This is a genomic window from Sporolactobacillus mangiferae, assembly GCF_023336505.1.
GTDB classification, from domain to species: Bacteria; Bacillota; Bacilli; order Bacillales; family Sporolactobacillaceae; genus Sporolactobacillus; species Sporolactobacillus mangiferae.
In genome coordinates this window covers 71,901-98,402 of sequence record NZ_JAMAST010000001.1, presented here as the reverse complement: position 1 = coordinate 98,402, position 26,502 = coordinate 71,901, and the positions used below count along the sequence as shown (strand labels likewise).

27 protein-coding genes are annotated in these 26,502 nt (G+C 45.1%); 24 read left to right on the top strand and 3 right to left on the bottom strand.

Going from position 1 to position 26,502, the window contains the following annotated elements:
* Positions 1-6: 6 nt before the first annotated feature.
* The 3 genes from M3N64_RS00545 to rsfS are packed head-to-tail and all read left to right on the top strand — an operon-like array spanning position 7 to position 1,526.
* On the top strand, positions 7-588 hold the full coding sequence (locus tag M3N64_RS00545; protein WP_249095006.1) for a nicotinate-nucleotide adenylyltransferase: 582 nt from the start codon (positions 7-9) through the stop codon (positions 586-588).
* The gene (gene yqeK, locus M3N64_RS00540; RefSeq protein WP_249095004.1) at positions 578-1,150 is read left to right on the top strand and encodes a bis(5'-nucleosyl)-tetraphosphatase (symmetrical) YqeK; all 573 of its coding nucleotides are present in this window, start codon (positions 578-580) and stop codon (positions 1,148-1,150) included. The genes M3N64_RS00545 and yqeK overlap by 11 nt, the downstream gene beginning before the upstream one ends.
* A 19-nt stretch (positions 1,151-1,169) precedes the next feature.
* Entirely contained in the window at positions 1,170-1,526 is a 357-nt protein-coding gene (gene rsfS, locus M3N64_RS00535; RefSeq protein WP_249095001.1) for a ribosome silencing factor, read from the top strand.
* Positions 1,527-1,715: 189 nt separating this feature from the next.
* On the opposite strand, the gene comER is transcribed toward rsfS, so the two are convergent.
* Entirely contained in the window at positions 1,716-2,546 is an 831-nt protein-coding gene (gene comER, locus M3N64_RS00530; RefSeq protein ID WP_249094992.1) for a late competence protein ComER, read from the bottom strand.
* A 155-nt stretch (positions 2,547-2,701) separates the two neighbouring features.
* Here comER and M3N64_RS00525 point away from each other — a divergent pair, with 155 nt between their 5' ends.
* The 4 genes from M3N64_RS00525 to holA all read left to right on the top strand — a co-directional run bounded on the left by M3N64_RS00525 (position 2,702) and on the right by holA (position 7,657).
* Positions 2,702-3,283, top strand: coding sequence for a helix-hairpin-helix domain-containing protein (locus M3N64_RS00525; protein WP_249094978.1), 582 nt, complete (start codon positions 2,702-2,704; stop codon positions 3,281-3,283).
* 80 nt (positions 3,284-3,363) lie between these two features.
* A complete protein-coding gene (locus tag M3N64_RS00520; protein ID WP_249094960.1) occupies positions 3,364-3,831 on the top strand; it encodes a ComE operon protein 2 in 468 nt (155 codons plus the stop codon).
* A gap of 74 nt (positions 3,832-3,905) precedes the next feature.
* Positions 3,906-6,227, top strand: coding sequence for a DNA internalization-related competence protein ComEC/Rec2 (locus M3N64_RS00515; protein WP_249094957.1), 2,322 nt, complete (start codon positions 3,906-3,908; stop codon positions 6,225-6,227).
* A gap of 395 nt (positions 6,228-6,622) precedes the next feature.
* Positions 6,623-7,657, top strand: coding sequence for a DNA polymerase III subunit delta (gene holA / locus M3N64_RS00510; protein WP_249094938.1), 1,035 nt, complete (start codon positions 6,623-6,625; stop codon positions 7,655-7,657).
* Positions 7,658-7,779: 122 nt separating this feature from the next.
* Here the strand turns inward: holA and rpsT are convergent, their stop codons facing one another.
* Positions 7,780-8,046, bottom strand: a complete 267-nt coding sequence (gene rpsT / locus M3N64_RS00505; RefSeq protein ID WP_249094922.1) for a 30S ribosomal protein S20 — start codon at positions 8,044-8,046, stop codon at positions 7,780-7,782.
* A 282-nt stretch (positions 8,047-8,328) separates the two neighbouring features.
* Here rpsT and gpr point away from each other — a divergent pair, with 282 nt between their 5' ends.
* The 11 genes from gpr to mtaB all read left to right on the top strand — a co-directional run bounded on the left by gpr (position 8,329) and on the right by mtaB (position 21,101).
* Positions 8,329-9,405 (top strand): GPR endopeptidase, encoded by a 1,077-nt coding sequence (gene gpr / locus M3N64_RS00500; RefSeq protein WP_249094905.1) that lies wholly within the window; start codon positions 8,329-8,331, stop codon positions 9,403-9,405.
* 77 nt (positions 9,406-9,482) lie between these two features.
* Positions 9,483-9,806, top strand: a complete 324-nt coding sequence (locus tag M3N64_RS00495; protein WP_249094870.1) for a hypothetical protein — start codon at positions 9,483-9,485, stop codon at positions 9,804-9,806.
* A 183-nt stretch (positions 9,807-9,989) separates the two neighbouring features.
* A complete protein-coding gene (lepA, locus tag M3N64_RS00490) occupies positions 9,990-11,810 on the top strand; it encodes a translation elongation factor 4 (RefSeq protein ID WP_249094866.1) in 1,821 nt (606 codons plus the stop codon).
* A gap of 1 nt (position 11,811) precedes the next feature.
* Positions 11,812-12,939 (top strand): radical SAM family heme chaperone HemW, encoded by a 1,128-nt coding sequence (gene hemW / locus M3N64_RS00485; RefSeq protein ID WP_438270983.1) that lies wholly within the window; start codon positions 11,812-11,814, stop codon positions 12,937-12,939.
* Between the two features lie 100 nt (positions 12,940-13,039).
* Positions 13,040-14,074 (top strand): heat-inducible transcriptional repressor HrcA, encoded by a 1,035-nt coding sequence (hrcA, locus tag M3N64_RS00480; protein WP_249094801.1) that lies wholly within the window; start codon positions 13,040-13,042, stop codon positions 14,072-14,074.
* A 27-nt stretch (positions 14,075-14,101) separates the two neighbouring features.
* Positions 14,102-14,746 carry a nucleotide exchange factor GrpE gene (gene grpE / locus M3N64_RS00475; protein WP_249094798.1) on the top strand — a complete coding sequence of 215 codons (645 nt, stop codon included), beginning with the start codon at positions 14,102-14,104 and terminating at the stop codon, positions 14,744-14,746.
* A gap of 47 nt (positions 14,747-14,793) precedes the next feature.
* Positions 14,794-16,635, top strand: coding sequence for a molecular chaperone DnaK (gene dnaK / locus M3N64_RS00470; protein ID WP_249094795.1), 1,842 nt, complete (start codon positions 14,794-14,796; stop codon positions 16,633-16,635).
* A gap of 187 nt (positions 16,636-16,822) precedes the next feature.
* Positions 16,823-17,956 carry a molecular chaperone DnaJ gene (gene dnaJ, locus M3N64_RS00465; protein ID WP_249094775.1) on the top strand — a complete coding sequence of 378 codons (1,134 nt, stop codon included), beginning with the start codon at positions 16,823-16,825 and terminating at the stop codon, positions 17,954-17,956.
* A 75-nt stretch (positions 17,957-18,031) separates the two neighbouring features.
* Positions 18,032-18,976 carry a 50S ribosomal protein L11 methyltransferase gene (prmA, locus tag M3N64_RS00460; protein ID WP_249094755.1) on the top strand — a complete coding sequence of 315 codons (945 nt, stop codon included), beginning with the start codon at positions 18,032-18,034 and terminating at the stop codon, positions 18,974-18,976.
* Positions 18,977-18,979: 3 nt separating this feature from the next.
* Positions 18,980-19,741 carry a 16S rRNA (uracil(1498)-N(3))-methyltransferase gene (locus M3N64_RS00455; protein ID WP_249094737.1) on the top strand — a complete coding sequence of 254 codons (762 nt, stop codon included), beginning with the start codon at positions 18,980-18,982 and terminating at the stop codon, positions 19,739-19,741.
* Positions 19,742-19,751: 10 nt separating this feature from the next.
* Positions 19,752-21,101 carry a tRNA (N(6)-L-threonylcarbamoyladenosine(37)-C(2))-methylthiotransferase MtaB gene (mtaB, locus tag M3N64_RS00450; RefSeq protein WP_249094735.1) on the top strand — a complete coding sequence of 450 codons (1,350 nt, stop codon included), beginning with the start codon at positions 19,752-19,754 and terminating at the stop codon, positions 21,099-21,101.
* Between the two features lie 15 nt (positions 21,102-21,116).
* Here the strand turns inward: mtaB and M3N64_RS00445 are convergent, their stop codons facing one another.
* Positions 21,117-22,037, bottom strand: a complete 921-nt coding sequence (locus M3N64_RS00445) for a Na/Pi symporter (protein WP_249094703.1) — start codon at positions 22,035-22,037, stop codon at positions 21,117-21,119.
* 220 nt (positions 22,038-22,257) lie between these two features.
* On the opposite strand from M3N64_RS00445, the gene rpsU reads away from it, so the two are divergent.
* The 6 genes from rpsU (at position 22,258) to yqfD (ending at position 26,405) form a co-directional block, all read left to right on the top strand.
* On the top strand, positions 22,258-22,437 hold the full coding sequence (gene rpsU, locus M3N64_RS00440; protein ID WP_010025726.1) for a 30S ribosomal protein S21: 180 nt from the start codon (positions 22,258-22,260) through the stop codon (positions 22,435-22,437).
* Positions 22,438-22,546: 109 nt separating this feature from the next.
* The gene (locus M3N64_RS00435) at positions 22,547-22,990 is read left to right on the top strand and encodes a GatB/YqeY domain-containing protein (protein WP_249094659.1); all 444 of its coding nucleotides are present in this window, start codon (positions 22,547-22,549) and stop codon (positions 22,988-22,990) included.
* A 219-nt stretch (positions 22,991-23,209) separates the two neighbouring features.
* On the top strand, positions 23,210-24,214 hold the full coding sequence (floA, locus tag M3N64_RS00430; RefSeq protein WP_249094656.1) for a flotillin-like protein FloA: 1,005 nt from the start codon (positions 23,210-23,212) through the stop codon (positions 24,212-24,214).
* A 27-nt stretch (positions 24,215-24,241) separates the two neighbouring features.
* Positions 24,242-24,685 carry a hypothetical protein gene (locus M3N64_RS00425; protein WP_249094637.1) on the top strand — a complete coding sequence of 148 codons (444 nt, stop codon included), beginning with the start codon at positions 24,242-24,244 and terminating at the stop codon, positions 24,683-24,685.
* Positions 24,686-24,893: 208 nt separating this feature from the next.
* Positions 24,894-25,175: a sporulation protein YqfC gene (yqfC, locus tag M3N64_RS00420; RefSeq protein WP_249094635.1), complete on the top strand. Its 282-nt coding sequence runs from the start codon at positions 24,894-24,896 to the stop codon at positions 25,173-25,175.
* A gap of 15 nt (positions 25,176-25,190) precedes the next feature.
* Positions 25,191-26,405 (top strand): sporulation protein YqfD, encoded by a 1,215-nt coding sequence (gene yqfD / locus M3N64_RS00415; RefSeq protein ID WP_249094632.1) that lies wholly within the window; start codon positions 25,191-25,193, stop codon positions 26,403-26,405.
* Positions 26,406-26,502: the final 97 nt, after the last annotated feature.

Below are 26,502 nucleotides of genomic sequence, written 5' to 3'. Positions count from 1 at the left end.
AGGCAGATGAGCAAAAAAATTGGTTTATTTGGTGGTACATTTGATCCGCCACACCTGATGCATTTACTCATTGCGGAGGAAGCGCTGGAAGCCTGCAAGCTGGATCAGATCTGGTTTTTGCCGAGCTATCAACCGCCTCATGCCAAAGGCAAGCAGGCACATACAAGTGCTGCACATCGCGCTGAAATGCTGCGTCTTGCAATTGAGGAAAATGAACATTTTTCCATTTGCTTTGCAGAAATTGAGCGAAGAGGGAAATCTTACACAGTGGATACACTTCGTGGATTAAAACAAAAGTATCCTGATTTTCAGTTTTATTTTATTCTCGGCGCGGATATGGTCGAAGATCTCCCGACCTGGCATCACGTCAATGAGTTATGCAGAATGACCTCATTCATTGCCTTCAGTCGGCCGGGGTACGCAGATACACCGCCGGATTTTGCCGATGTGCGGTACATCGACATGCCGAAGGTTGAACTTTCTTCAAGCTACTTGAGGGCGCGCTTGAAGCAGGGGAAATCGTGCCGTTATTATCTGTGTGATTCAGTAATCAGCTACATAAAGGGGCGAGGGCTTTATGAAAATTGATGAGGCGGAACAGGCAATTAAAAAGATACTTCCGGAAAAACGTTTTGTACACTCCGTTAGTGTTTCGGAAACGGCGGGACGACTTGCCAAAAAGTACGGAGGAAATGAAGAAAAAGCACGGCTTGCCGGTATGCTGCATGATATTGCCAAATATTTTTCAAACGACGAATTGAAAGCTATGATCCTGAGCAAACCGGGTACATGGCATGACTGCCTTGACTATTCGGATAAATTATGGCATGCACCTGCCGGAGCCATTTATGTTCAGGAAAAATATGGAATTGACGATTCGGACCTGCTACAGGCAATGATTTATCATACAACTGGGCGCAAGCAGATGACGCTGCTTGATAAGATTATCTTTCTTGCTGATTATATTGAACCGGGACGTGACTTTCCAGGCGTTGAGGAAGTCAGAAAGGCTGCGGAAATGGACCTGGATACAGCTGTTTTGCTTGAACTGCAAAAAACGATTATGCATTTGCTGAATCAGCAGCAAAGGGTTTATCCGAAGACTTTTGAAGCATATAATGAACTTGTAAACAGACATGCAAACAAATAAAAAGTAATGAGGTGACTGAATGAATAGTGAAGAATGGGTCAAATACCTGACAGAAGCTGCAGACGATAAGAAGGCGCACGATCTTGTCATTCTTAAGATGCAGGGAATCTCGATAATGGCTGATTACTTTATCATTTGTCACGGAGATTCTGAAAAACAGGTGCAGGCCATCTCAACCGCGCTTCGAAAAGCTGCGGATGAGAAGGGGATTATGGTACATCGAATGGAAGGCTATGATCAGGCACGCTGGGTGCTGATCGATTTGGGTGATGTGATTGCCCATGTCTTTCATAGAGATGAACGCGACTATTACCAATTGGAAAAATTATGGGGAGATGCCCCGTTATATACATTGGAAAAAAAACCACTGTTGTAAATCATTTTCGGGCGGAGGGGTTAAGGATCTCTGCTCTTAATAATAGAAATCAGCAATGAGTCCGTCCGGGGTTAACAATAAAATTTAATCGATCAACATTAAAAAACCGAATTGCAGTCATTTAAGCTGCAATTCGGTTTTTTGAAGGATTTTAAGTGACTGTGTCGAATTTATTTATTGATCCTCAATTCAGTGTTCTCCATGGTTAAATGCGGTATCAATCTGCTTGCGGTCTTCCTCAAACTTTTTCTGCGTTTCAGTAAACAATTTCTGGAATGTATCATGATTCTCCTGTTCAAGAACCTCAATACCAATCCCGGTAATACCGCCTTTAACCGTAACTTTTTTTTGCAATTCCCCCAGAGTGTAGGTTCCATCTGCCAGTAATTTCCCCAGACCTGAGATCATCTCTGTTGTCAATTGCGTCGCCTGTGCTTGTGTAATCGGCGTCGTGCTTACAGCGCCGTCAATCATTTTTCGCAAAAGAAAAGTCAGAAATGCAGGACCGCAGCTTGCAAGATCTGAAGCTGCCCGAATCGTTTCTTCGTCAATCTCAATGGGATGGGAAAAATGGGAAAGCAGCGCCCATAGTTTGCTTTTTTGTATATCGGTGATCTCGGTTCCGAATGTAACCAGCGTGCTGCCTGCAAGACTTTGGTTGACAATACTCGGGATCACTCTTGCAACCTGGCATGGAATCAACTGCTCCAATTGTCGCACGGAAATCGGGCTTGTGATGGATATGGCGACTTGCGAAGGATGCCAAGCCCCGCGCAAGGAATCAAGCAAGGGAAAAAATTGGTCGGGCTTTACACAGATAAAGACAAGATCAGAGTGCTGGAGCACTTCATTTGGTGATGTAAGTACGGACAGGTGGTGATATTTTCTTTTTAAAATTAACGCTTTTTCTTTGGTCCGGTTCATTACAGAAATGAATTTCGGTTTCACTGCCCTGCTTCGGATTAGTGCGCCAACAAGCAGCGAACCCATATTTCCAGTCCCAATTACGCCGATCCTCATGATGCTTCACCTCAATATTGCTTCGGTATCCTTTTTGAACCTATGTGTGTTTACGGTAAATTATGTCTGTGATCTCTAGTGATGAAGGGGGGATATTTCTGAGAATCTATTGGCTAAAATTTAAATGGTGGATTATTCTGGGTGCCGTATGCCTTTTGGTTCTTCTATGGGTTTTCTATCAGTATCAGGGAAATAATAAGAGTACGGCCCAGGTCCAGAAAGCAGATTCATTTTTTTCAGATACAGAGACACAGAAATCAAATGAACAAAAGCAGAATGTTTCTCAGCAGAAAACGATTGTGATTGATATAAAAGGGGCTGTGCAAAAACCGGGAATATACCATGTTCAGGACACAGATCGCGTCATTGATGCGATTGAGCAGGCAGGAGGATTCACAGAACATGCGGACCGGGACAAAATTAATCTGGCACAGAAGCTAACGGATGAACTCGTCATTTATGTACCTAAAAAAGGTGAAAAAGAGTCTTCGGCGTTTTTGACATCGGCAAGCAGTGAAATAGCGGACCAGCAAACCGGCAATGACAAAATTAACGTGAATACCGCAGATGAACAAACATTGCAGAATCTTCCCGGAATTGGTCCAGCGAAAGCGAAAGCCATTATTCAATATCGAGAAGAACATGGACCGTTTAAAAACGCGGATGAACTGACGAATGTGACAGGCATTGGCGATAAGTCACTGGAACGTATGAAGCCGAATTTACAGTTGCAGTAAACGGACAAATTTAAAAGGCGGACAGTGCCGGAATTCTGGTACAATGAAAGCAGTTTGATTCATCTGGGAGGATGTAACATATGGAGAGACTGTCTTGGGATCAATATTTTATGGCACAAAGTCATTTGCTTGCTTCAAGGAGTACGTGCACAAGACTGGTTGTCGGTGCAACAATTGTTCGCGATAAGCGTATTATTGCCGGCGGTTATAACGGATCCATTGTCGGGGGACCGCACTGCATAGACGTTGGCTGTTATATGATTGACGGGCACTGTGTACGCACGATCCACGCGGAGATGAACGCGATTCTTCAGTGCGCAAAATTCGGTGAACCGACAGACGGTGCTGAAATTTATGTTACACATTATCCATGTCTGCAATGCTGCAAGGCGATCATTCAGGCGGGTATCAGGGCTGTCTATTATGCAAAGGACTATAAAAATGATCCTTATGCCCAGGAGTTATTTGAGGCAGCAAAAGTGACCGTGAAAAAAGTACCGTTCGATGCCGTTATTTCGTTTCGATCTTTGAGAGAACAAAAAAATTAATGAATCATTTGTTAGGGAGTGATCAGCCATAGCTATTCTTCATTGCTTGAATCAAGCACTCCGTGAGGATGTCTTTGATACGCTTCTTCGGTAGATGGCATATACTTGCGCTCTCAGGCTGTCTGGCTGCCTGGATGCTTCAAAACCTGCATTCGTTAGTTCCTGCGCTTCTGTACGGCGCATTCGGGTTGTTTCTGCTTTGGCGAAGACAATTTCTGCTTTTGTCCGCCGCTGCTTTATTACTTGTGGTGACGATCATTGATATTGTCTATGTCCAGACAAATGAGAGCCTTCTTTCTGAGGGACAACGTGAACTGAACGGGCGGATTTCCGGTATCCCGGATTTCGATGGAGACCATTTGCGCTTTCAATTAAAAACAGAACAAGGCGAGGATGTTTTAGTTGAGATGCGTCTTGTGACTGAATTGCAGAAGCACACTTTAATGCGTGATTTGAAAGTCGGCATGGCATGCAAGGTTAAAGGAACGCTTGAAAAACCCGAACGTCCGGGAAATTTTCATGGTTTCGATCAGAAAATGTATCTGGAACGCCATCATATCTACTGGATTCTGACATTAAGCAGTGCCCCCGTTTATTCAGAGACTGAGCAATCGCCGGTTGAGCACATTCAACGTTTTCAGCAGGAGCAGATTCAATTTATTCATGAGCACTTTACGTTGACCACTGCGGAGATGATGAACGCGCTTTTGTTCGGCTACGACAGTCAAATGAGCGATGAACTCATTGATGCGTACCGAATGTTTGGCCTTGTTCATCTGCTGGTCGTCTCAGGCATGCATATTGCAGTTGTATTCGGGGCACTGTTTTATATTTTTCGCCGAGCGAGCATTGCACGCGAGCATGCTTTGCTGCTGATGCTCTTGTTAATTCCGGGCTATGTTGTGATGACAGGATCAGAGCCTTCCATCATACGTGCGGGAGTGACGTCAGGCTGTCTGATTCTCTCATCATGGATAAAAGCCATTCATCTCACCGTCACTGATGCAATCAGCATCGCCTGTTTGCTCATGGTGCTTTTTGATCCGAAGATCATTTATGATCTGGGGTTCCAGCTTTCGTTTGTGGTCACGTTGGCCGTCGTGCTTGCCTCTAAGGCTGTGCGTTCATATAAATCGCTGATTGTGCGGATGGTCGTTCTCTCATTGATTTGCGAGCTGGCTACTTTTCCGATCATTGTGTCTCATTTTTATCAGTTGTCACTTGCAGGGATTGTCCTCAGTATCTTTTTTGTCCCCTTCATTACATTCATTATCTTTCCTTTGTGTGTCGCCGCTTATTTTATATCACTTTTTTTTACAGAACTCACCCCATTTCTGTCCTACCTGATTGACAGTGTGTTGTACTGGCCGCACCGGCTGTTGTTTTATCTTTCACAGCATCCCCCGTTGCAGTTAAATTACGGTGCATTGACCGGCTGGGAAATTTGCGTATCAATTCTCATCATTTATTCCTCGCTCATTGTGTGGGAACATTACCACAATAATCGCTCCATTTTTATACTGCTTGTTCCATTTGTTTTTGTTTATGCCATGCTTTTTGTTTCAGATCGCCTTGATGCACATGGATCGGTTACGTTTCTCAATGTGGGGCAGGGGGACAGCATATTCATTCAATTTCCATATAAGAAAGCGGCAATGCTGATTGATACCGGAGGAACGATCATGTTCAATCAGGAAGAAAAATGGCGACAACGGCGAAAATCTTTTGAAGTGGGACGTGACGTGGTCGCGCGTGAACTGTTAGCCGAACGGATTGGACGCTTAGATGCGGTTGTGCTTACGCATCGCGATTACGATCACATCGGGGGGCTGAAAGGGCTCACTGATCAGATTCCCGTCAGCCAGTTGTTCGTCAGCCCTTATCATGACCCGGACGCAAAGGATCAAGCGCTTTTCAGAGATCTGATAAAGAGGGGAACAAGAATTGCTCAATTGCGCTCAGGTATGTCATTGAAATTTAACGAGACAACGTTTCATGTAGTGGCACCTGAGGAGCGCTCCAAAGAAAGCAATGACAATTCAATTGTGCTGCATACAGAACTAGGGGGCGAACAATGGCTGTTTACCGGGGATCTTAGCCAGGACGGTGAAAAAAGAATGCTGCAGGCATTCCCATCAATCAAAGCAGATGTGCTGAAGCTCGGTCATCACGGCAGTCGTACTTCAACTTCTGAAGAAATGCTTATCCGTTTGCAGCCGAAAATCGGTATCATCTCATGCGGGCGCAGAAATCGATACGGTCACCCTCATCCGGAAGTGCTTCAGTTGCTGCGCGCTTACCACGTGCGCAATTTACGAACGGATCAGAACGGTGCCATTCGTTTTCACTTTGACCGTAAGCGAATCATCGGCTGGGAGCAGCCACGCGCTCCATGATTTAGATGAATTGCCATTAATTAGCTGCGAAAAGCATTTGCTGTCACCCATACTTTTATCGTTCATAGGATAACATAGAGAGAGTAATGTATATCGCTCGGCCGGCAATGTCCTAGGCTTTGCGGGTCGGCGTTTATATATATCAGGAAGCAGGGCATCACTTTGCTTCCTTTTTATTTGGCATGGATGATCGAAGGCTGCCGGCAGCAGGCAGGCGTTTTTCTGCTTCATTCGTTGTCCTTAGTTACAGGGTAAGCGCCATTGTTCCTGCGGACGTTGCTGCCCGCGCAATGAACAAGGGCTTGTCATGCATTCATTTGCACGTTAAAGTTAGATATGGGCACTTGTATCATTATTATTTCGACAATTATTGCCTCTGAAGGAATGATTCATTCATGGCAGCAGCAAAACAAGCAAATTTAACGATCAGTAAACCGCTGGCACCGATTTATCTGCTTTTCGGCACTCAGGATTTTCTGCTTCAATTGATGAAGAAAAATATTACTGACGAAGCATTAAAGGATGAAGAACGTGATTTTCATCTGTCCGTTTATGATCTGGCGGAAGTACCGCTTGATCAAGCTGTCGAAGATGCTGAGACAGTCCCTTTTTTTGGCGGGAAGAAGGTGGTCATTCTGGAAAATGCCTATATCCTGTCTTCAGAACGCGTAAAATCAAAAGTTGAACATAAAGTGGATCGCTTGCAAATTTATTTGGAACATCCCGCAGAGGACACCGTGCTGATCATGGTTGCACCGTATGAAAAGCTGGATCGAAGGAAGAAAATCGTCAAAGTGGCAGAAAAAACGGCCGTTACATATGAACTCTCACGTATTACGGATACCATGATTTACAGGCTGATGGAAAATGTAGCTGCCCAGTACAATGCATCGTATACAAAAGAAGGGCATGAACGATTACTTGCAGCTATTGGACCGAATCTTGGGCAACTGGCAAATGAAGTGGGTAAGTGCGCGCTTTATTGCGGTCCAGAACGTCCGATTGATGCCCGGGTAGTTGATGAAATTGGTTCACGTTCACTCGAGACCAATGTGTTTTTACTTGTAAATCGAGTTATGGCAAGAAAAACCGCCGAAGCACTTCATATGCTCCACGATCTGATTCTGATGAAAGAAGAACCGCTTAAGCTTCTTGCGTTGCTTGAAAGGCAGTTTCGCATTGTCTATCAGGTTGGCTTTTATCAGAAAGCAGGATATACCCAGAACAACATTGCCAAAAAGACGGGTGTGCATCCTTATGCAGTCAAACTGGCACTTGACCAGACACGTCTGTTCAGCGAGCGTATGCTGGAGATGGCACTGGAACAATGCGCGGAGGCGGATTATCAGATCAAGACTGGTCAGACAGATAAGGTGCTGGCCCTTGAACTTTTGATTGCTGCTCTTTCTAATAAAAACGAGAATGTTTAAACACTGGGGAATCATGATCGTTCACAGAATGCGGTAATTTTCACGCCGTCGTTCTTAATTATGGTCAAGCTTATTTGTTAAAAAGAGTAAAAAAAGAGACTCGCCAATGGCGAGCCGTTTTTTTATGCGTCCAGACTGTTTAATTTCTTAGAAAGCCTTGACTTCTCATGGGCAGCTTTATTTTTATGGATCAGGCCCTTAGTTGCCGCCTTATCAACCTTTTTCGTTGCGGTCACAAATGCTGCTTTCGCGCCTTCAACATCTTTTTCTTCAACCTTTGAGTTGAACGACTTGATTGCCGTGCGCATCGCTGACTTATATTGAATGTTATGCTGACGATTTGCTTCACTTGTTTTCACACGTTTAATCGCTGATTTAATATTTGGCATTCGATTCACCTCCAAATCTGGATTCCCGGTCATCATACGAACTCCGCCGAAATATATAAAGAAAACTGAACAGAACCAGATTTACTGGCTGAGTTTTCGCTTACTTTTACACTCTATTCACAACGATTATACAGTGTAAAATAAACCTCTATGCTTGCAGCAGAGCTTCATTCTGACAAACTGTATTGTATCAAAGGAAATTCGCTTTTGCAATGAATGAATGAAAAAAGGCGAATTGAACATCCTTTTAACGATAAGCACGAGAAAAAGGAGCCAGAACTGATGAATGAATTGGATGTCAATCGATTTGCGGTAAGGACCGACCTTGCAGTCGAGGCAAGTGAGCAAAAACCGGGAATTCAGAGTGTGCAAACCTCCGTGCAGATGGAATCCGGCATTAAAATTACCACGATGATGATTAACGAGCAAGCCGCGATAGCCATGAAAAAAAAATCCGGCGCTTACTTGACATTTGAAGCACGTAATTTTCGCAAAGGCGATACAGAATTTGATGGGAAAGCAGAGACCATATTTGCCCGATATTTCGCTCAATTCCTGAAGAACCTGAAGATCGCTGATGACGCAAGCTGTCTGATCGTCGGGCTGGGCAACAAGCAGGTCACTCCAGATTCGCTTGGTCCGAATGTTGTTGACAACATCCTGGTCACAAAGCATTTATTCGATCTCCAGCCGGAGAATGTCCAGCCGGGTTATCGTTCAGTGAGCGCTATTACACCGGGTGTCATGGGATTGACCGGTATTGAAACGAGTGACATCATTCTTGGCGTGATCGAGAGAACAAAGCCTGGGTTTGTGATTGCTATAGATGCCTTGGCTGCGCGGGCTGTAGACCGTGTGAATACAACCATTCAGGTTGCCGACAGCGGCATTCATCCCGGCTCAGGAGTTGGTAACAATCGAAAGGAACTTAGTATGAAGACTTTAGGTATTCCGGTTATTGCAATCGGTGTACCGACAGTGGTTGATGCGGTCACGATTACGAGTGATTCACTGGATCTCCTGCTTCGGCACCTGCATCGGGAAATGACTGACCGCAAACCTTCCAAGGCGCTGGCTCCCTCCTGGATGGCCTTTGGGGAAAAAATTAATTATAAATCGATCGATCTGCCAAGCAAAGAAAATCGCGCTGCGTTTCTCGGCATGGTTGGCACGCTGACGGAAGATGAGAAGGCGCAATTAATTCGCGAAGCACTCGGTGCAAGTGGTATGCAGATGATGGTGACACCTAAAGAGGTTGACTTCTTTATCGAAAAAATGGCCAATGTAATTGCCGAAGGGCTGAACGCTGCTTTACATCACCAAATAAACCAGAAAAATGTCGGTCATTTTACTCATTAAGACATAGCAGTAAAGAGTCATGCATAAAGTAGATAGCGGAATATAGGACAAGCCAGATCAAAAGGAGAGATGTTTCGATGAAGCGTATCGTGATCGAATGTTTGGTTATCTTGCTTGTCCTACTTTTTTGCAGTTTGTACGGGGCGGTAACTGTCAGGGACGTCAGGCATCCGGTGCAGACGATTCAATCCGCACGTGAATTTAATGACAGGGAGACTTCCCAAACCATCGTGATTCCTGAAAAGCAGTCGAGCCCAGTTTCTCCGGAAACGAACAGACAGTCTGGTGCCCTCCCAAAAAATTCAACAAGTGATGTTTTTTCCGAACATGTGCAGCGCTTTTTCTTGCAGGGAGTCAGCGCAGTTGCCGAATTTGTCGGCGGTCTGATCAAAGCTTTCTAATTGAAGAGGGTTACACGTTCATCATGTCTCAGTATTTCTGTGCCGATTATTTTCGGTAAATTCCAATTAAAAATACCGGCCATGGCCGGCAGAAACAAAAATGACATGTCCTTCATTGAAACACAGCCTGGTGATTGATATAATCGAAACCAAGTGATGTTTTTTGGATCAGGAGGAACGAGCATGTCAGACAAGCAGTCACGTCAGTCGCGGATCCGTAATTTTTCGATCATTGCGCATATAGATCATGGGAAGTCAACTTTGGCCGATCGAATTCTGGAAGCAACACAAGCGTTGACGCAAAGAGAGATGAAAGCGCAAACACTTGATGCAATGGATCTGGAACGTGAGCGTGGGATTACCATAAAATTAAATGCAGTCGAATTAACTTACAAAGCGCCCAATGGAGAGACATACATCTTTCACTTAATCGATACACCTGGGCATGTCGACTTTTCCTATGAGGTGTCGCGGAGTCTCGCTGCCTGTGAGGGGGCATTGCTGGTTGTCGATGCAGCACAGGGAGTAGAAGCCCAAACGCTTGCCAATGTTTATCTGGCTTTAGAGAACAATCTGGAAATTATACCAGTCATTAATAAAATTGATCTTCCTAATGCAGATCCGGAACGCGTCAAACAGGAGATTGAGGATGTGATCGGTCTGGACGCTTCAGAGGCCGTGCTGGCTTCTGCCAAAACGGGGATTGGGACCGATGATATTCTTGCACAGATTATTGATAAAATCCCCGCGCCTGACGGTGATCCGAATGCGCCGCTTCAGGCGCTCATTTTTGATTCGCTTTACGATGCTTATCGTGGTGTGGTGGTCTACATTCGCGTTGTGCAGGGCACTGTCCGGGTCGGTGACAAAATTAAAATGATGGCCGGAGAAAAGACGTTTGAAGTGCTTGAAGTCGGTGTCTCCACTCCAAAAATTGAGAATCGCCAGGAACTGTCCGTGGGCGATGTCGGTTTCATCACAGCATCGATCAAATCAGTGCATGACACGCAGGTTGGCGACACGGTAACACATGCTGAACACCCGGCCGAAAAGCCGTTGCCCGGATATCGTAAAATGAATCCGATGGTATACTGCGGATTGTACCCCATTGACACCGCACGCTACGATGATCTTCGCGAAGCATTAGGCCGTTTGGAATTGAATGATTCCGCACTTCAATATGAACCGGAAACGTCGGAAGCACTCGGTTTCGGTTTTCGATGTGGCTTTCTCGGATTACTGCACATGGATATTGTTCAGGAACGGTTGGAACGTGAATTCAATATTGATTTGATCGCTACCGCACCGAGTGTTATCTATCAGGTTAAATTGACGGATGGTTCAAGCGTGCGCGTTGGCAACCCTTCGGAGATGCCGGAACGAAAATTCATTGCTGAGGTTGAAGAGCCATATGTGAAGGCAACCATTATGACGCCGAATGATTACGTTGGAGCGATTATGGAACTGTGCCAGCGAAAACGCGGCGAATTTGTCACGATGGAATATTTGGATGCGAACCGGACGAATGTCATCTATGATTTGCCACTTTCGGAAATTATGTATGATTTTTTTGATATTCTGAAGTCAAGTACAAAAGGGTACGCCTCACTTGATTATGAAATGGATGGGTATCGTACCAGCGATCTGGTGAAAATGGATATTTTGCTGAACGGTGAACGAGTGGATGCCTTGTCTGTCATTGTGCATCAGGAGTTTGCCTATGACCGCGGCAAAGCGATCGTTGAGAGACTGAAAGAACTGATTCCGCGTCAGCAGTTTGAAGTACCGATTCAGGCAGCGATCGGTCAGAAAATTATCTCCCGCTCAACAATTAAGGCATTGCGTAAAAATGTGCTTGCAAAATGCTACGGCGGCGATGTTTCACGTAAAAGAAAACTGCTTGAAAAGCAAAAAGAAGGAAAAAAGCGAATGAAGGCAGTCGGAAGTGTCGAAGTGCCACAGGAAGCGTTCATGGCTGTGTTCAGGATGAGCCACGATGACTGAGATTCAGCGCGGGGCATATATTCATATTCCGTTTTGCGATCACATTTGTTATTACTGCGACTTTAATAAGGTGTTTATGAAGAATCAGCCGGTCGATGAATATCTTGAAGCGCTGTCAAAAGAAATGAATCATTGTGCCATGGATGAGCTGCCGATTACGATCTATATTGGCGGAGGTACGCCGACGGCATTAAATGAAAAACAATTTGAACGGCTTTTGTCCAATGTTGACCGGTTTCTTATGAATCCGGCTGTCAAAGAATATACCGTAGAAGCAAACCCGGAAAGTTTGAATGCAGCAAAACTTGAAATGATGAAAAGATATGGGGTCACGCGATTAAGTATCGGTGTGCAGACTTTTGACGATCGGCTGCTTCGTGAAATTGGGCGTGCACATCAGTCGAATGATGCGGAACAAGCGGTTCGCCTTGCACAGGAGTATGGTTTCGACAATATTACGGTTGATTTAATGTTCGCTTTGCCGGGACAGACGGAGCATGTGCTCCATCAGTCGCTGGAGCGGGCGATTCATCTACATACGCCGCATATTTCGATTTACTCACTTCAGCTTGAGCCGAAAACCATATTTTACAATCGAATGCAGAAAGGCAGTCTGAAGCTGCCTAGTGAGGACATCGAGGCGGATATGTACGGCCAGATCATTTTAGAACTTGAAAAACATGGACTGCATCATTATGAAATCAGCAATTTTTCCAAACCGGGCTACGAAGGAATCCATAATTCCATGTATTGGCGGAATAAGGAATATTACGGGATCGGCGCGGGAGCACACGGTTATTGGTCAGGCGTGCGCTATGCCAATGTCGGTTCGGTTAAGAAGTATATTGAATCCATGTATGTTGACGGTCACGCACGAATTTCCGAACACAAAGTTTCTCGTTCAGAACGAATCGAGGAAGAAATGTTTCTTGGACTGCGTCTGATGGAAGGTGTAAATAAGCTGGATTTTAAAGAAAAGTTCGGTCTCTCGATGGACGATGTTTATCGCTTGCAAATCAGGCAATTAAAGAAGCAAGGATTAGTGCACGAGAAAGATGGGTGGCTGAAGCTGACTCAAAAAGGGATATTTCTGGGAAACAACGTTTTTGAAGCGTTTTTAATTTCTTGAGAGCCGGCAAAAACATTTGACAAACAGCCATGAAGTTGATACATTTTAATGTAGATTTAGCACTCGTTAACTTCGAGTGCTAACAGGGGTGATCAACAAGATGTTAACTGATCGTCAATTGTTCTTGTTACAGTTATTGGTTAATGACTATGTTGTCTCTGCTGAACCGGTTGGTTCGCGATCTATTGCCAAAAGGGATGATGTCACTTTCAGCCCGGCGACGATCAGAAACGAACTTGCTGATTTGGAAGAGATGGGTTACCTTGAGAAAACCCATCTGTCCTCAGGGCGGGTGCCATCAGAAAAGGGATATCGATTTTATGTCGATCATCTGCTTGCGCCAGTGATGCTGTCGGATGATGAAATAGAAAATATCCGCCACGCGTACCAGAAGAAGTTTTCTGAAACAGAAGAACTGATTCGCGCAACTGCAAAAATTCTTTCTGAGTTTACAAACTATACGGCGATCATGCTTGGTCCCGAGCTTCTGGAGATGAAGCTGAAACATATTCAGATGGTTAAGCTGAATCAAACTCAGGGTGTTCTCATTATTGTTACGGATACCGGACATGTGGAGAACCGCACCGTTTCTTTACCACAAACGATAAAGGCGGAAGATGTTGAGAAAATTGTTAATATCTTAAATGATAAGCTGAATATGGTGCCTCTCTACCAGTTGTCCAGAAGATTAAATACAGAAATCGCCAGCGTTATGCGAGATCATGTTCGCGATTACCAGCATGTGATGTCATTGTTGAAAGACAGTCTAATGATCGATGACCCGGAACAGATTTTCTTCAGCGGTAAAAACAACATGCTGGCTCAGCCGGAATTCCAAAATGCTGATAAACTCTTGCCGCTTTTTAATGTGCTCGAAGGAAAAGAATTTGTGCGTGAAATCATGAATATGTCTTCTTCGGGTCTGCAAATCCGTATCGGCAGTGAAAACAAACTGAACGGTATTGAGGATTGCAGCCTGGTTACGACCACCTATTCCATAGGCGGCGAACACTTGGGAACTGTTGCGGTCATTGGACCAAAACGCATGGCTTATCCGCGTGTGGTTACACTGATCGATATGGTTTCAAAATTGCTGACTGAACATCTTAACAAACAAGAGCACAGCAGTCAGTAGCTGTTTAACAATTCAGGAGGTGAGCCTATGACAGAAAAGGTAAATCAGGAAAAAGCGGAAACAAAAGAAGAAACAGAAGAATTGAAAAACGCGCAGACTTCGGCAGATGTCGATGATACTGAGAATGATCAATCCGTGAGCGATACGCAGGAAGCTGCAGAAGAAGGCCAGGAAAAGAAGGAAACAGATTCAGATGCGTTACTTAAACAGATTAAGGAGCAGGCCGCTCAGATTGAGGCGCTGAAGAAGGAAACGGAAGAAACGAAAAACCGCTGGTTGCGCACTCAGGCTGACTTTGATAATTTTCGGAAACGCACCGCGAAGGAGAAGGCGGATTCACGAAAATTCCGCGCTCAGGAACTTGTTTCTGATATGCTTGAAATTCTGGATAATTTTCAACGTGCACTTGCTGTTGAAACGGTTTCCGAAGATGGAAAAGCGTTGAAAAAGGGAATGGAAATGGTGTTGTCAAAACTGGAGGCTGCTTTAAAAAAAGAGGGTGTGGAAGAAATTCCTGCATTGCATGAACCGTTTGATCCGAATGTGCACCAGGCGGTTATGCAGGAGCAAAGCGAGGAGCATGAATCGGGCATAATTATTCAAGTCCTGCAATCAGGCTATACACTGAATGGACGAGTAATTCGCCCGGCAATGGTAAAAGTAAGCTCTTAATGCAGACAGTCCAAACTCAATGTTTTATATACTAGGAGGAATTGGTCATGAGTAAAATTATTGGAATTGACTTAGGAACAACAAACTCTTGCGTTGCAGTTATGGAAGGCGGGGAACCAGTCGTTATCCCTAATCCGGAAGGCGCGCGGACTACCCCTTCTGCGGTAGCATTTAAAAACGGTGAACGCCAGGTCGGGGAAGTAGCTAAACGCCAGGCCGTAACTAACCCGAATACGATTCTGTCGATCAAACGTCATATGGGTACGGACTACAAAGTCGAGGTTGAAGGCAAGAAATATACCCCTCAGGAAATTTCGGCTATTATTCTGCAGAAGCTGAAGGCAGATGCGGAGGCCTATCTTGGTGAAAAAGTTGAAAAAGCCGTTATTACCGTCCCTGCTTATTTCAATGACGCACAGCGTCAGGCAACCAAGGATGCAGGTAAGATTGCCGGACTTGATGTACTTAGAATTATTAATGAACCGACGGCTGCATCACTTGCTTACGGTCTGGATAAAGGTGAAGATCAAACCATCCTCGTCTTCGACCTTGGTGGCGGTACCTTTGATGTTTCCATTCTTGAACTCGGGGATGGCATTTTTGAGGTAAAAGCAACGGCAGGCAACAACCGTTTGGGCGGTGACGACTTTGACGAACGGATCATCCAGTATTTAATCAGTGAATTCAAAAAAGATACAGGTATTGATCTTTCAGCAGACAAAATGGCCCTGCAGCGATTAAAGGATGCATCGGAAAAAGCGAAGAAAGAGCTGTCAGGCGTTTCTCAGGCACAGATTTCTCTTCCTTTCATTTCTGCAGATGCTACAGGTCCGAAACATCTGGAAATGAGCCTGTCTCGAGCAAAGTTCGATGAATTAACTGCCGATCTGGTTGAATCAACGATGGGTCCGGTTCGCCAGGCACTTTCCGATGCAGATATGACGATGGATGATATCAATAAAATCGTGCTTGTCGGCGGATCAACACGTATTCCGGCTGTCCAGGCAGCCATCAAAAATCTGACCGGTAAAGAACCAAGCAAAGGGGTTAACCCTGATGAAGTCGTAGCTGTCGGAGCAGCTATTCAAGGCGGCGTTCTGACCGGCGATGTAAAAGATGTCGTGCTTCTTGACGTAACGCCTCTTTCGCTCGGTATCGAGACTATGGGCGGTGTATTCACAAAACTGATCGAACGCAACACGACAATTCCAACGAGCAAGTCGCAGGTTTTCTCAACGGCTGCGGATAATCAGACGGCGGTTGATATTCATGTACTGCAGGGCGAGAGGCAAATGGCCGCGGACAACAAAACACTGGGGCGTTTCCAACTGACAGATATTCCGCCGGCTCCGCGTGGTGTGCCGCAAATTGAAGTTACCTTTGAAATTGATGCCAATGGCATTGTCAACGTTAAGGCCAAAGACAAAGGAACGAATAAAGAACAGTCGATCACCATCCAATCATCTTCAGGGCTGAGTGACGATGAGATCGACAAGATGGTTAAAGATGCAGAAGCGAATGCGGAAGCAGATAAGAAACGCAAGGAAGAAGTCGATCTGCGCAATGAATCAGATCAGCTCATCTTTGCTACGGAAAAAACAATAAAGGATCTTGGCGATAAGGTTGATGCCGCTGAAAAATCGAAAGCGGAAGCGGCAAAGGATAAGCTGAAAAAAGCATTGGATGGCAAAGATATAGAAGCAATTAAGTCTGCTAAAGAAGAATTGAATCAGGTCGTTCAGCAACTTTCCGTTAAGCTGTATCAGCAAGCGCAGCAGGCACAAGGCGCTCAGGCTTCCACCAGCGGCGAAAAAAAGGATGACAATGTGGTCGATGCAGATTATAAAGAAGTTAACGACGATGATAAGGATAAGAACAAAAAGAATTGATGGTCAATATGTATAAATAAAGGTTGATTATTGGCGGTTGTGCAGAGACGAGCGTTCCGCCGCCGGATGGAATTTCTTTGAGAAAAGTCGAAGTCGGACGCGGGTTCTGGCTTTGGCTTTTTCTTGCTTAACAGGCAAAGTCAATGATATGATAAACCTTATGTGAAATCATTTCGGGAGTGATTTGATGAGTAAGCGGGATTATTACGAAATCCTTGGCGTCAGCAAAGACGCCTCAAAGGATGAAATCAAGAAAGCCTTTCGGAAGCTGGCACGTAAGTATCATCCCGATGTGAACAAAGATCCGGATGCGCCGCAAAAATTTAAAGAGGTTACGAAAGCTTATGAGACATTAAGCGATCCACAAAAAAGGGCACAGTATGATCAGTTTGGAGAAGAAGATCCAAACCAGGGCGGTTTTGGTGGCTTCGGTCAGGGCTTCAGCGGAGCTGATTTTGGCGGCTTTGGTGATATTTTTGATCAGATTTTTAACGGCGGGACACGTCGCCGTGATCCTAACGCGCCACGGCAGGGATCCGATTTGCAGTACGAGATGTCGATAACCTTTGAAGAGGCTGCGTTTGGCAAAACGACAGACATTCGCATTCCGAAAGAAGAAACCTGTACGACCTGTCATGGCACCGGTGCGAAGCCGGGAACGAAACCGGAACAATGTCCGCATTGTCACGGAACCGGGCAGCTGAATCAGGAACAAAATACGCCCTTTGGCCGGATCGTCAATCGACGTGTTTGTCCATATTGTCATGGCACCGGCAAAATCATCAAAAATCCTTGCGGGACTTGCCACGGTACGGGGAAAATGAAAGTAAACAGAAAAATTGAAGTGAAAATACCTGCAGGTATTGACGATGGCCAGCAGATTCGTCTGTCAGGGCAGGGTGAACCAGGCATCAATGGTGGACCGGCCGGAGATCTGTATATTGTTTTCAGTGTCAAACCGCATAAATATTATCAGCGCGCGGGCGATGATGTGCTCCTGGAGGTTCCGCTTAACTTCGCTCAGGTTGCGCTTGGTGATGAGATCGAAGTACCGACTTTATACGGAAAAGTGAAGCTGCGCATTCCTGCCGGTACTCAGACGGGTACGAAATTTCGGCTGAGAGGCAAGGGCATTAAAAACGTCAGAGGTTATGGACAAGGCGACGAGCATGTAACTGTAAAAGTCGTGACACCGAAACATCTCTCGGAAGAAGAAAAAGAACTGTTTAAAAAACTGGCTTCGCTAGGCGGAAACGCAGTCAATGCAGACGATGAAAGTTTCTTTGACAAGATGAAGAAAAAAGTATTTAAAGGCGAATGATAGACTTTTATAAATACATTGATTGCGCAGGCAATCAAGCGGTAATTATCGATTAAGGAGCGATCCGTATACGCGATGAAATGGTCGGAGATTTGCATCCATACAACAGAAGAAGCGGTCGATGCGGTGACGAACATTCTTTATGAAGCAGGGGCTGGCGGTGTTGTCATTGAGGATGCTCAGGATTTTCAAAACACACTGTCAGGAGGCATTGCGGATTATGCATTGGATCCTGCAGACTTTCCGCTCGAAGGAGTCAATGTGAAAGCCTATTTGCCAATGAACAGTTTTCTTGGCGAAACAGTTGAAGAAATCAAGCAATCACTGAACAGTCTTCTCTTGTATGATATTGATCTGGGGGACGGGCGGATCACTTTGAGTGAGCATAATGAAGAAGAGTGGGCAACTGCCTGGAAAAAATATTATAAGCCGGTGCGCGTGGGAAACCATTTCTATATTGCTCCGGCATGGGAAAATTTTGTTCCCGAGGATGCGGGGCGGAGGGTCATTGAGCTTGATCCGGGGATGGCATTCGGCACGGGGACGCATCCGACCACGGTGCTTTGTATTGAAGCACTTGAAAAATATCTGCCTGAGAATGCGAAGCTTCTTGATATTGGTACGGGAACCGGGGTCTTGTCCATTGCGTCTGCAAAACTTGGCGCCCGGCATGTGGATGCCGTGGACTTGGACGCAGTCGCGGTGCAGTCTGCGCGGATCAACGTCAAACTGAATCATGTTAAGGATGTTGTCTCAGTCAGCCAAAACAATCTGTCAGATAGCATCGACGGACAGTATCAGGTTATCGTCGCCAATCTGCTTGCAGAACTTGTTATTCGTCTCGCGGATGAAAATGTCGCTCGCCTGCTCGACCATGATGATGGTGTGCTGATCACATCAGGGATCATTAAACCAAAAAAAGACCAGGTTACAGAAGCACTTTCCAGATCGGGTCTGCGCGTCATTGAAGAGATGGACTCAGGTGACTGGATTGCTCTCATTGCTGCAAGGGTGGATTGATCGATGCAGCGTTATTTCGTTTCAAAAAACAATATCGCCACTGATGGTCATATCATCATCACAGGTGATGATGCACGACATATTCAAAAAGTAATGCGTATGCGGCCCTCTGACCGAATGATTTGTGCGGATAACAGTGGAAATGCTTATCAGTGTGTCATTGAAGCATGCGGTGATGATCAGGTTCACGCGTATGTTCAAAACAAACTGACTGCTGATCCTGAACTTCCGATTTATGTCGCCATTGCTCAAGGTATGCCAAAGAGTGATAAATTTGATACAATTGTTCAGAAGGGAACCGAATGTGGTGCTTCACTTTTCATTCCTTTTCAGGCCGAGCGATCAATTGCGATCTGGAAAGAAGAAAAGAAAGACAAAAAGCTGCTTCGGCTGAAAAAGATCGGCAAAGAAGCTGCTGAACAGTCGCATCGTCTCTATATTCCTGAAATCGTTAATCCGATGGGTCTTGATCAACTGATTGCATTCAGTGCCTCATTTCCCTTCAGAATTGTAGCTTTTGAAGAAACTGCAAAATCCGGAGAACAGGCCGTTCTACCTGAACTGTTAGGGAAAATGCATAGGGGGGAACGGCTGCTTGCCGTGATCGGTCCGGAAGGTGGACTGACTCTGGAAGAGGCGCAAAAGCTGAAAGATCACGGTTTTGCCTTATGCGGATTGGGGCCAAGAATTTTAAGAACCGAAACGGCTGCCGTCTATCTGCTTTCAGCGATTTCTTACCATTTTGAATTACAACAGGTGAGGTGAATGGATAAAAATGCCTTCAGTTGCTTTTCATACGTTAGGCTGCAAAGTCAACCATTACGAGACCGAAGCCATTTGGCAACTTTTTAAAAACAGCGGTTATGAGCGAACCGCATTTGAAAAACATGCAGATGTATATGTAATCAATACTTGTACCGTGACGAATACCGGTGATCAAAAAAGCCGCCAAACCATTCGCCGGGCAATCCGCAGCAATCCGGACGCGGTTATTTGTGTCACGGGGTGTTACGCACAGACCTCTCCTGCTGAAGTGATGTCAATACCCGGTGTGGATATTGTGGTTGGCACGCAGGACCGCAATCGTCTGCTTGGCTATATTGAACAGTATCGAAAAGAGCGGGAACCGATTAACGGTGTAAATGATATTATGAAAGCCAGAGTCTATGAAGAACTGGATGTTCCAGAATTCACGGACCGCACACGCGCTTCATTAAAAATACAGGAAGGATGCAACAATTTCTGTACATTTTGCGTGATTCCATGGGCACGCGGTCTTCTGCGATCCCGCAAACCTGAAAACGTGATGACGCAGGCGCAGCAGCTTGTTGATGCCGGATACAAAGAAATCGTTCTGACCGGAATACATACGGCCGGGTACGGCGAAGATATGGATGATTATAATTTTGCACAGCTTCTGCTGGACCTTGAACAAAACGTACGTGGATTGAAGCGTCTGCGGATCTCATCAATTGAGGCAAGCCAAATTACAGACGAAGTCATTGATGTGGTCGGAAAATCGAAAGTCATTGCCCGGCATCTGCACATACCGCTCCAGTCAGGATCGGATACCGTGCTGCAACGCATGCATCGCAAATACAAAACAGCTTTTTTTGCTGAGAAGATTGCCCGGCTTCGCGAAGCGCTTCCGAGTTTTGCGCTGACTTCAGATGTCATTGTCGGTTTTCCAGGCGAAACGGAAGAAGAATTTCAGGAGACCTATGATTTTATTCGCGATCTCCGTTTTGCTGAATTACATGTTTTCCCATATTCCAAGCGAACAGGAACGCCTGCGGCCAATATGCCGGGACAGGTACCTGATGAAGTGAAACACAATCGAGTGAACCGCTTGATCGAGTTATCAGGCAGGCTGTCAGCGGAGTATGCCGCAAATTACAAAGGCCAGGTTGTAGAAGTAATTCCGGAAGAACCGCTCAACCATCATGAGCCCGACGGATATTTTGTCGGTTTTACGGATAACTACTTAAAAGTAAAATTTAAATGCCCGACTGCGGATATCGTCGGCAGACTGGTACGTGTGAAGCTTGTGAAAACGGGTTATCCGATCAATGAAGGTGTATTCGTAAAGATGGTGGAAAACGAATCTTCTGAAGCACTGATCTGAATTCTGCGCCATGGTTTACAGTCGAGTGCGTTCCACCCAGCGACCAAATGGTCCGGCCAGCGGGATGGCAAGCAGGCCCGTCAGCAGGTTGAATAAAACAGAAGCATGTGCCAGAGCTGAGCGTCCCGTTCCGCCAATCATCATTGAGTAATCAGCCATGTAATGAATGAGGGGAAAGAAAATAACAACGCTGAGCACATTAAAAAGTATATGTGTATAAGCAGTCCAGCGCCCTTCTCTGCCTGTCCCAAGACTTGCAATATAGGTTGTGAGACATGTACCAACATTTGAACCAAGCATAATGGCGATTGCTGCGGGCAGTGACAGAATGTTGTGATCGAGAAATCCCATGCAAACAAGCAGAGTAGCGGAACTCGATTGAATAATGGCTGAGAACAGGGTGCCAACAAGAACCGCATAGACCATGCTGTCATTGGAGTCGACAAGCAGATCTCTGATGAAAGGTGACTGAACAAGCGATTCAGCCAGGTTGCTGAATCCGGTCATTGAGGCGAAGAGACAGCCGATGCCAAATAAAAAAGAGCCAATTGAGAAGAAGCGGCGAAGAGGAAGACACATCATGATCAGGCCTGCCCCGAAAAAAATGTAGTGAAGCGAGCCCATTGGCAAGGCAGCAATTTCTCCGGTCATGGTCGTGCCGATATTTGCGCCAAGTATTATGCCAACACTTTGGGAAAAGCGCATCGCATGGGCTCCGATCAGTCCGACAGTAATAATCGTGACCGCCGAACTGCTTTGCAAAAGCATCGATGCAAGCGTGCCAATGATCAATCCCTTCAAAGGGGTATTGGCTGCCTGCTCAAGTGTACGGCGCATTCTGTTTCCGACAAGTGCATGCATACCGCCCGTCATGACACCCATTCCGAATAGAAAAAGTAAAATATACAGAATAAAAACCATGATCTGCTGATTCACATTCGGTCACCTCGTCCTATTGTATGGACAAGAAACGATGCACATGACTTGAAATTCAATCTTTCAGTCTAGTCAATCAATGAAGAGACTGTCTCATTTGGTAATCTCCAGAAAAAGGCAGCATTCATTTGATAATTTGTTTTTTATCGTATATAATGGCTAGTGACATAAAAGAGATGTCCTTTGAATTGTTTTCGTTTTTGGAGGGAGGGAAACATAGATGGTCGAGACACGGGTTCGCAAAAATGAATCAATAGAAGATGCTCTGCGTCGTTTTAAACGTTCGGTTTCTAAATCCGGTACATTAGCAGAAGTGAAAAAACGGAGAAATTATGAGAAACCAAGTGTGAAGCGTAAGAAAAAATCTGAGGCTGCACGTAAGAAGCGCCGCAGGTATTAAAAACAGCTCAAAAAGAATGCTGAAGAGAATGATTGCGTTCTACTTGGAAGATACCATCCCGACATTCTTTTCTCGGTCTTTTTGAACCTTTCTTAAAGGAGTACGACAAATGAGCCTTGTTGATCGTTTGACAACCGATATGAAACAAGCGATGAAAGCGAGAGCGAAAGAACGTCTCTCGGTTATCCGTATGATACGTACGTCGCTTCAGAACGAATCGATCAAGCTAGGTAAGCCGTTGTCCGACGACGAGTCACTGGCGATTCTGTCCCGAGAGCTTAAGCAGAGGAAAGACTCCCTCCAAGAGTTTAAGAATGCAGGACGGCAGGATCTTGTGGACGAAGTCACCAATGAAATTGCAATTGTGCAATCTTATATGCCGGAACAGCTTTCTGAGGAGAAAGTTGCATCAATTATAGATGAAACAATTTCTGAAGTGGGTGCCACTGGCAAAACGGATATTGGCAGAGTAATGAAAGCAGTAATGCCAAAAGTAAAAGGCCGGGCGGACGGTAGCTTGGTCAATAAAATTGTGCGCAGTAAATTAACTTAAATTAAAAAGAAGCTCTGTTTGTTTTAAAGCGAACAGAGCTTTATTTTACTATAAGAAGTATATAATTTCTAAAGCTTATCTTAATGAGCGTAACGGCACCTTTGCCAAGGTTCCGAGAAGCTGGGTTTCTAATTCCTTTCTTTCTCCAGATAAAAGGCCCCTCCGAAACAAGTTCACAGGCATGTAAACAAAATTAAATGGTCAGGAGATGAGCGACACATGCAGCTTGATGCTTCAACAGTCGGTGTATTTATCATTGCCGCACTGATTATTATTGCTCTTGTTATTCTTTTCACAATGGTACCGGTAATGCTTTGGATCTCTGCACTTTCATCCGGGGTGCGTATCAGTATTTTTACATTAATCGGAATGAGATTGAGACGGGTAGTACCAAGACGCGTCATCGATCCGCTGATTAAGGCGACAAAGGCCGGCCTGGATCTGCATACAAACCAGCTGGAAAGCCATTATCTTGCAGGCGGCAACGTAGACCGTGTCGTTAATGCGCTGATTGCGGCACATCGTGCAAATATTGCGCTGACGTTCGAACGGGCAGCGGCAATCGACCTGGCAGGGAGAAATGTTCTTGAGGCGGTGCAAATGAGCGTCAACCCGAAAGTGATTGAAACACCTTATATTGCCGGAGTTGCGATTAACGGCATTGAAGTAAAAGTTAAAGCACGAATCACTGTACGCGCGAATATTGACCGTTTGGTAGGTGGCGCCGGCGAGGAAACGGTTGTTGCACGTGTCGGTGAAGGCGTTGTCAGTACAATCGGTGCTTCGCATACGCACAAAGATGTCCTGAAAAATCCGGATACGATCTCGAAAACTGTGCTTGAAAAGGGGCTGGATGCCGGAACTGCATTTGAAATTCTTTCAATTGACATTGCTGATGTCGATGTCGGTAAAAATATTGGTGCATTCCTTCAGACGGAGCAGGCAGAGGCCGATAAAAATATAGCGCAGGCAAAGGCTGAAGAACGCCGTGCCATGGCGGTCGCCAACGAACAGGAAATGCGTGCACGCGTGGAAGAAATGCGTGCTAAAGTTGTTGAGGCAGAATCGGAAGTCCCAATGGCGATGGCTGCTGCGCTTAAATCAGGAAAATTGGGTGTAATGGATTATATGAATTATAACAATATTAAAGCAGACACGGAAATGCGTCACTCCTTCGGTAAAGATAATAACGACGATACTTCTTCCGGCGATGAATACAAATAACGATTAAATAATGAAGGAGGCTGTCTGATGTCCCTGATCTGGATTATTGGCGCAGTCATATCCCTGATTTTCTATGTGGCCAAATCCGTCGAGAAACAGAATGCTGAAGAGCGACAACGCAGACAGAAGCGCGGTAGACGGCAGATGGCACCATCCGAAGAGCGGCATAATAATCGTCCAATACCTGTGGATTCTGACACCACAGTGAAAAAAAAGACATTGCATCCACCTTCAGTTCAGAACGAACTGGCAAAACGATATGCTGAAGTGGCCCAACGAATGAACAGGCCAGAGACTGTCCCTGCTCCTTCTATTCAAGTTGTCCGTACAGAGCGTTCTCCCCATCATTCTGTGAATCAATGGTTCCGTGACCGACAATCACTGCGTCAGGCATTTGTTTTTTCCGTATGCATGGGGAAGCCGCGCGCGATCGAACCGCACCGTTCTTATCAACGGTACAGAAAAAACTGAATGATCATTTCACAAGGCTGTTCTGCATACCATCAATCGGTTGCGGACAGCTTTTTTTGTACTATAAGAAGGTTTAAAATTCAGCAGATTATAGTATAAGTGCGCCGGCGTCTTTGCCTTCACTAATATATATTCTTCATAAATTACAGATTCATAGTGCTAGGCAACTTTATTTATTCATAAGGTTGTAAAGAGGTGGGGAGAGATCATGAAAAAATGGAGTGCGCATCTAAAAAAATGGTTTGCCGAGGTCTCAGACATTCCTGAAGATGTAGTCATGGGCCTGCCCCGATTAACATTAGTCGGTCGTTTCCGTCTCTCCATAGAAAACTACGAAAGCGTGCTTGCATTTTCAAAAACAGAGCTCAAGTTGGCGGTAACAGATGGCGAACTTCATATTGCCGGGGATGATTTCATTCTGGAAACGATATTAAAACAGGAGATTATCCTTAAAGGAAAAGTAAATGATGTCCGATTCGTGGATGACTGAATGGAGGGTGAGTGTTTGAAGCATGTAGTTCAACACGCAAAAGGGTATTTAAAAACAGAGATCCTTGGAGATGATCCTGAAAAGTTCATCCGTTATTGTGTTCGTGAGCATATAAGAATATGGAATATTGTGCGTAAAAATGAGACAACCCTCATCTGCTTTATAGAATTGAAGAATTCACAGACATTGAAAGAATGGCTTAAAGAAACGAATTGCAGAATGCGTATTTTAGAAAAATCGGGCATTCCTTTTTTTCTGAAAAAATTAACCCGGCGTTTAGGAATCGCAGCGGGCATTCTGTTTTTTTTATTCATACTGCTGCTTCTGTCAAATATGGTATGGTCCGTTCGTGTGCAGGGCGCCGATGCACAATTGGAAGAACAGATTCGCAGCATACTGAAACAGCATCATCTGTATGAAGGGGCACTCGATCTGCTTATACCTGACGCTGGGCAGCTTGAAAACGAGTTGTCTACCCGTCTGACAAAAGTGACCTGGATTGGGGTTTCTAAAGAAGGAACGACTTATAAAATAAGCGTGGTTCAAAAAAAATATCCGAAACCGAAATCCGTATCCGGTCCGCGCAACCTGGTCGCGGCAAAACAGGCCGTTGTTCAAAGACTGTTCGTTGAAACGGGACAACCAGCAGTGGAAAGTGATCAATTTGTCAAAGCAGGACAGGTTCTTGTCAGCGGGATGGTCGGTGATGAAAAATCGTCAAGGTTTGTTTCTGCAAAAGGGACGATCATTGGCGAAACATGGTATCATTCAGATATGCAGATTCCTTTAAAAAGCAGGTATACGCTTTATCCGGGGCAAGATGCTCATAAGTACCGCCTTATGGTCGGCAATGTCTCTCTGCCGCTGTGGGGAACTAAGAAAAAGCCGTTTAAACGGTATGACCGTGAAGAATTACGCAAACCGATTCGTTTTTTGTTTTGGCGGACTCCATTTGTATATGTCCAGGAAAATTTTCGAAAAAAACAAGTTGTTGAGCGTCGCCTGACTGCCAGACAGGCGATGGCAGAGGCAATGGAGTCCTCAGAAAAAAAGCTGCTGGACAGTCTGCCAAAAGGATCCAAAATCATTTCTTCAACGATTGACTACAAAAAAGTTGTACGGGACAGCTTGTATATTCGAACACATCAGGTAGTCAATGAAAATATTGCGGTTCCAAAACCGATCAATGTAAAAAAGGAGACAGGCAAACAAAATTCCAAAAAACAATGACTGGCTAACTGCACAGTGATAACGATTTTTGGAGCAATACGTGGATGTACACGGTTTATTGAATGAGTCACAAAACGGTGGGCATAAAACCGATTGG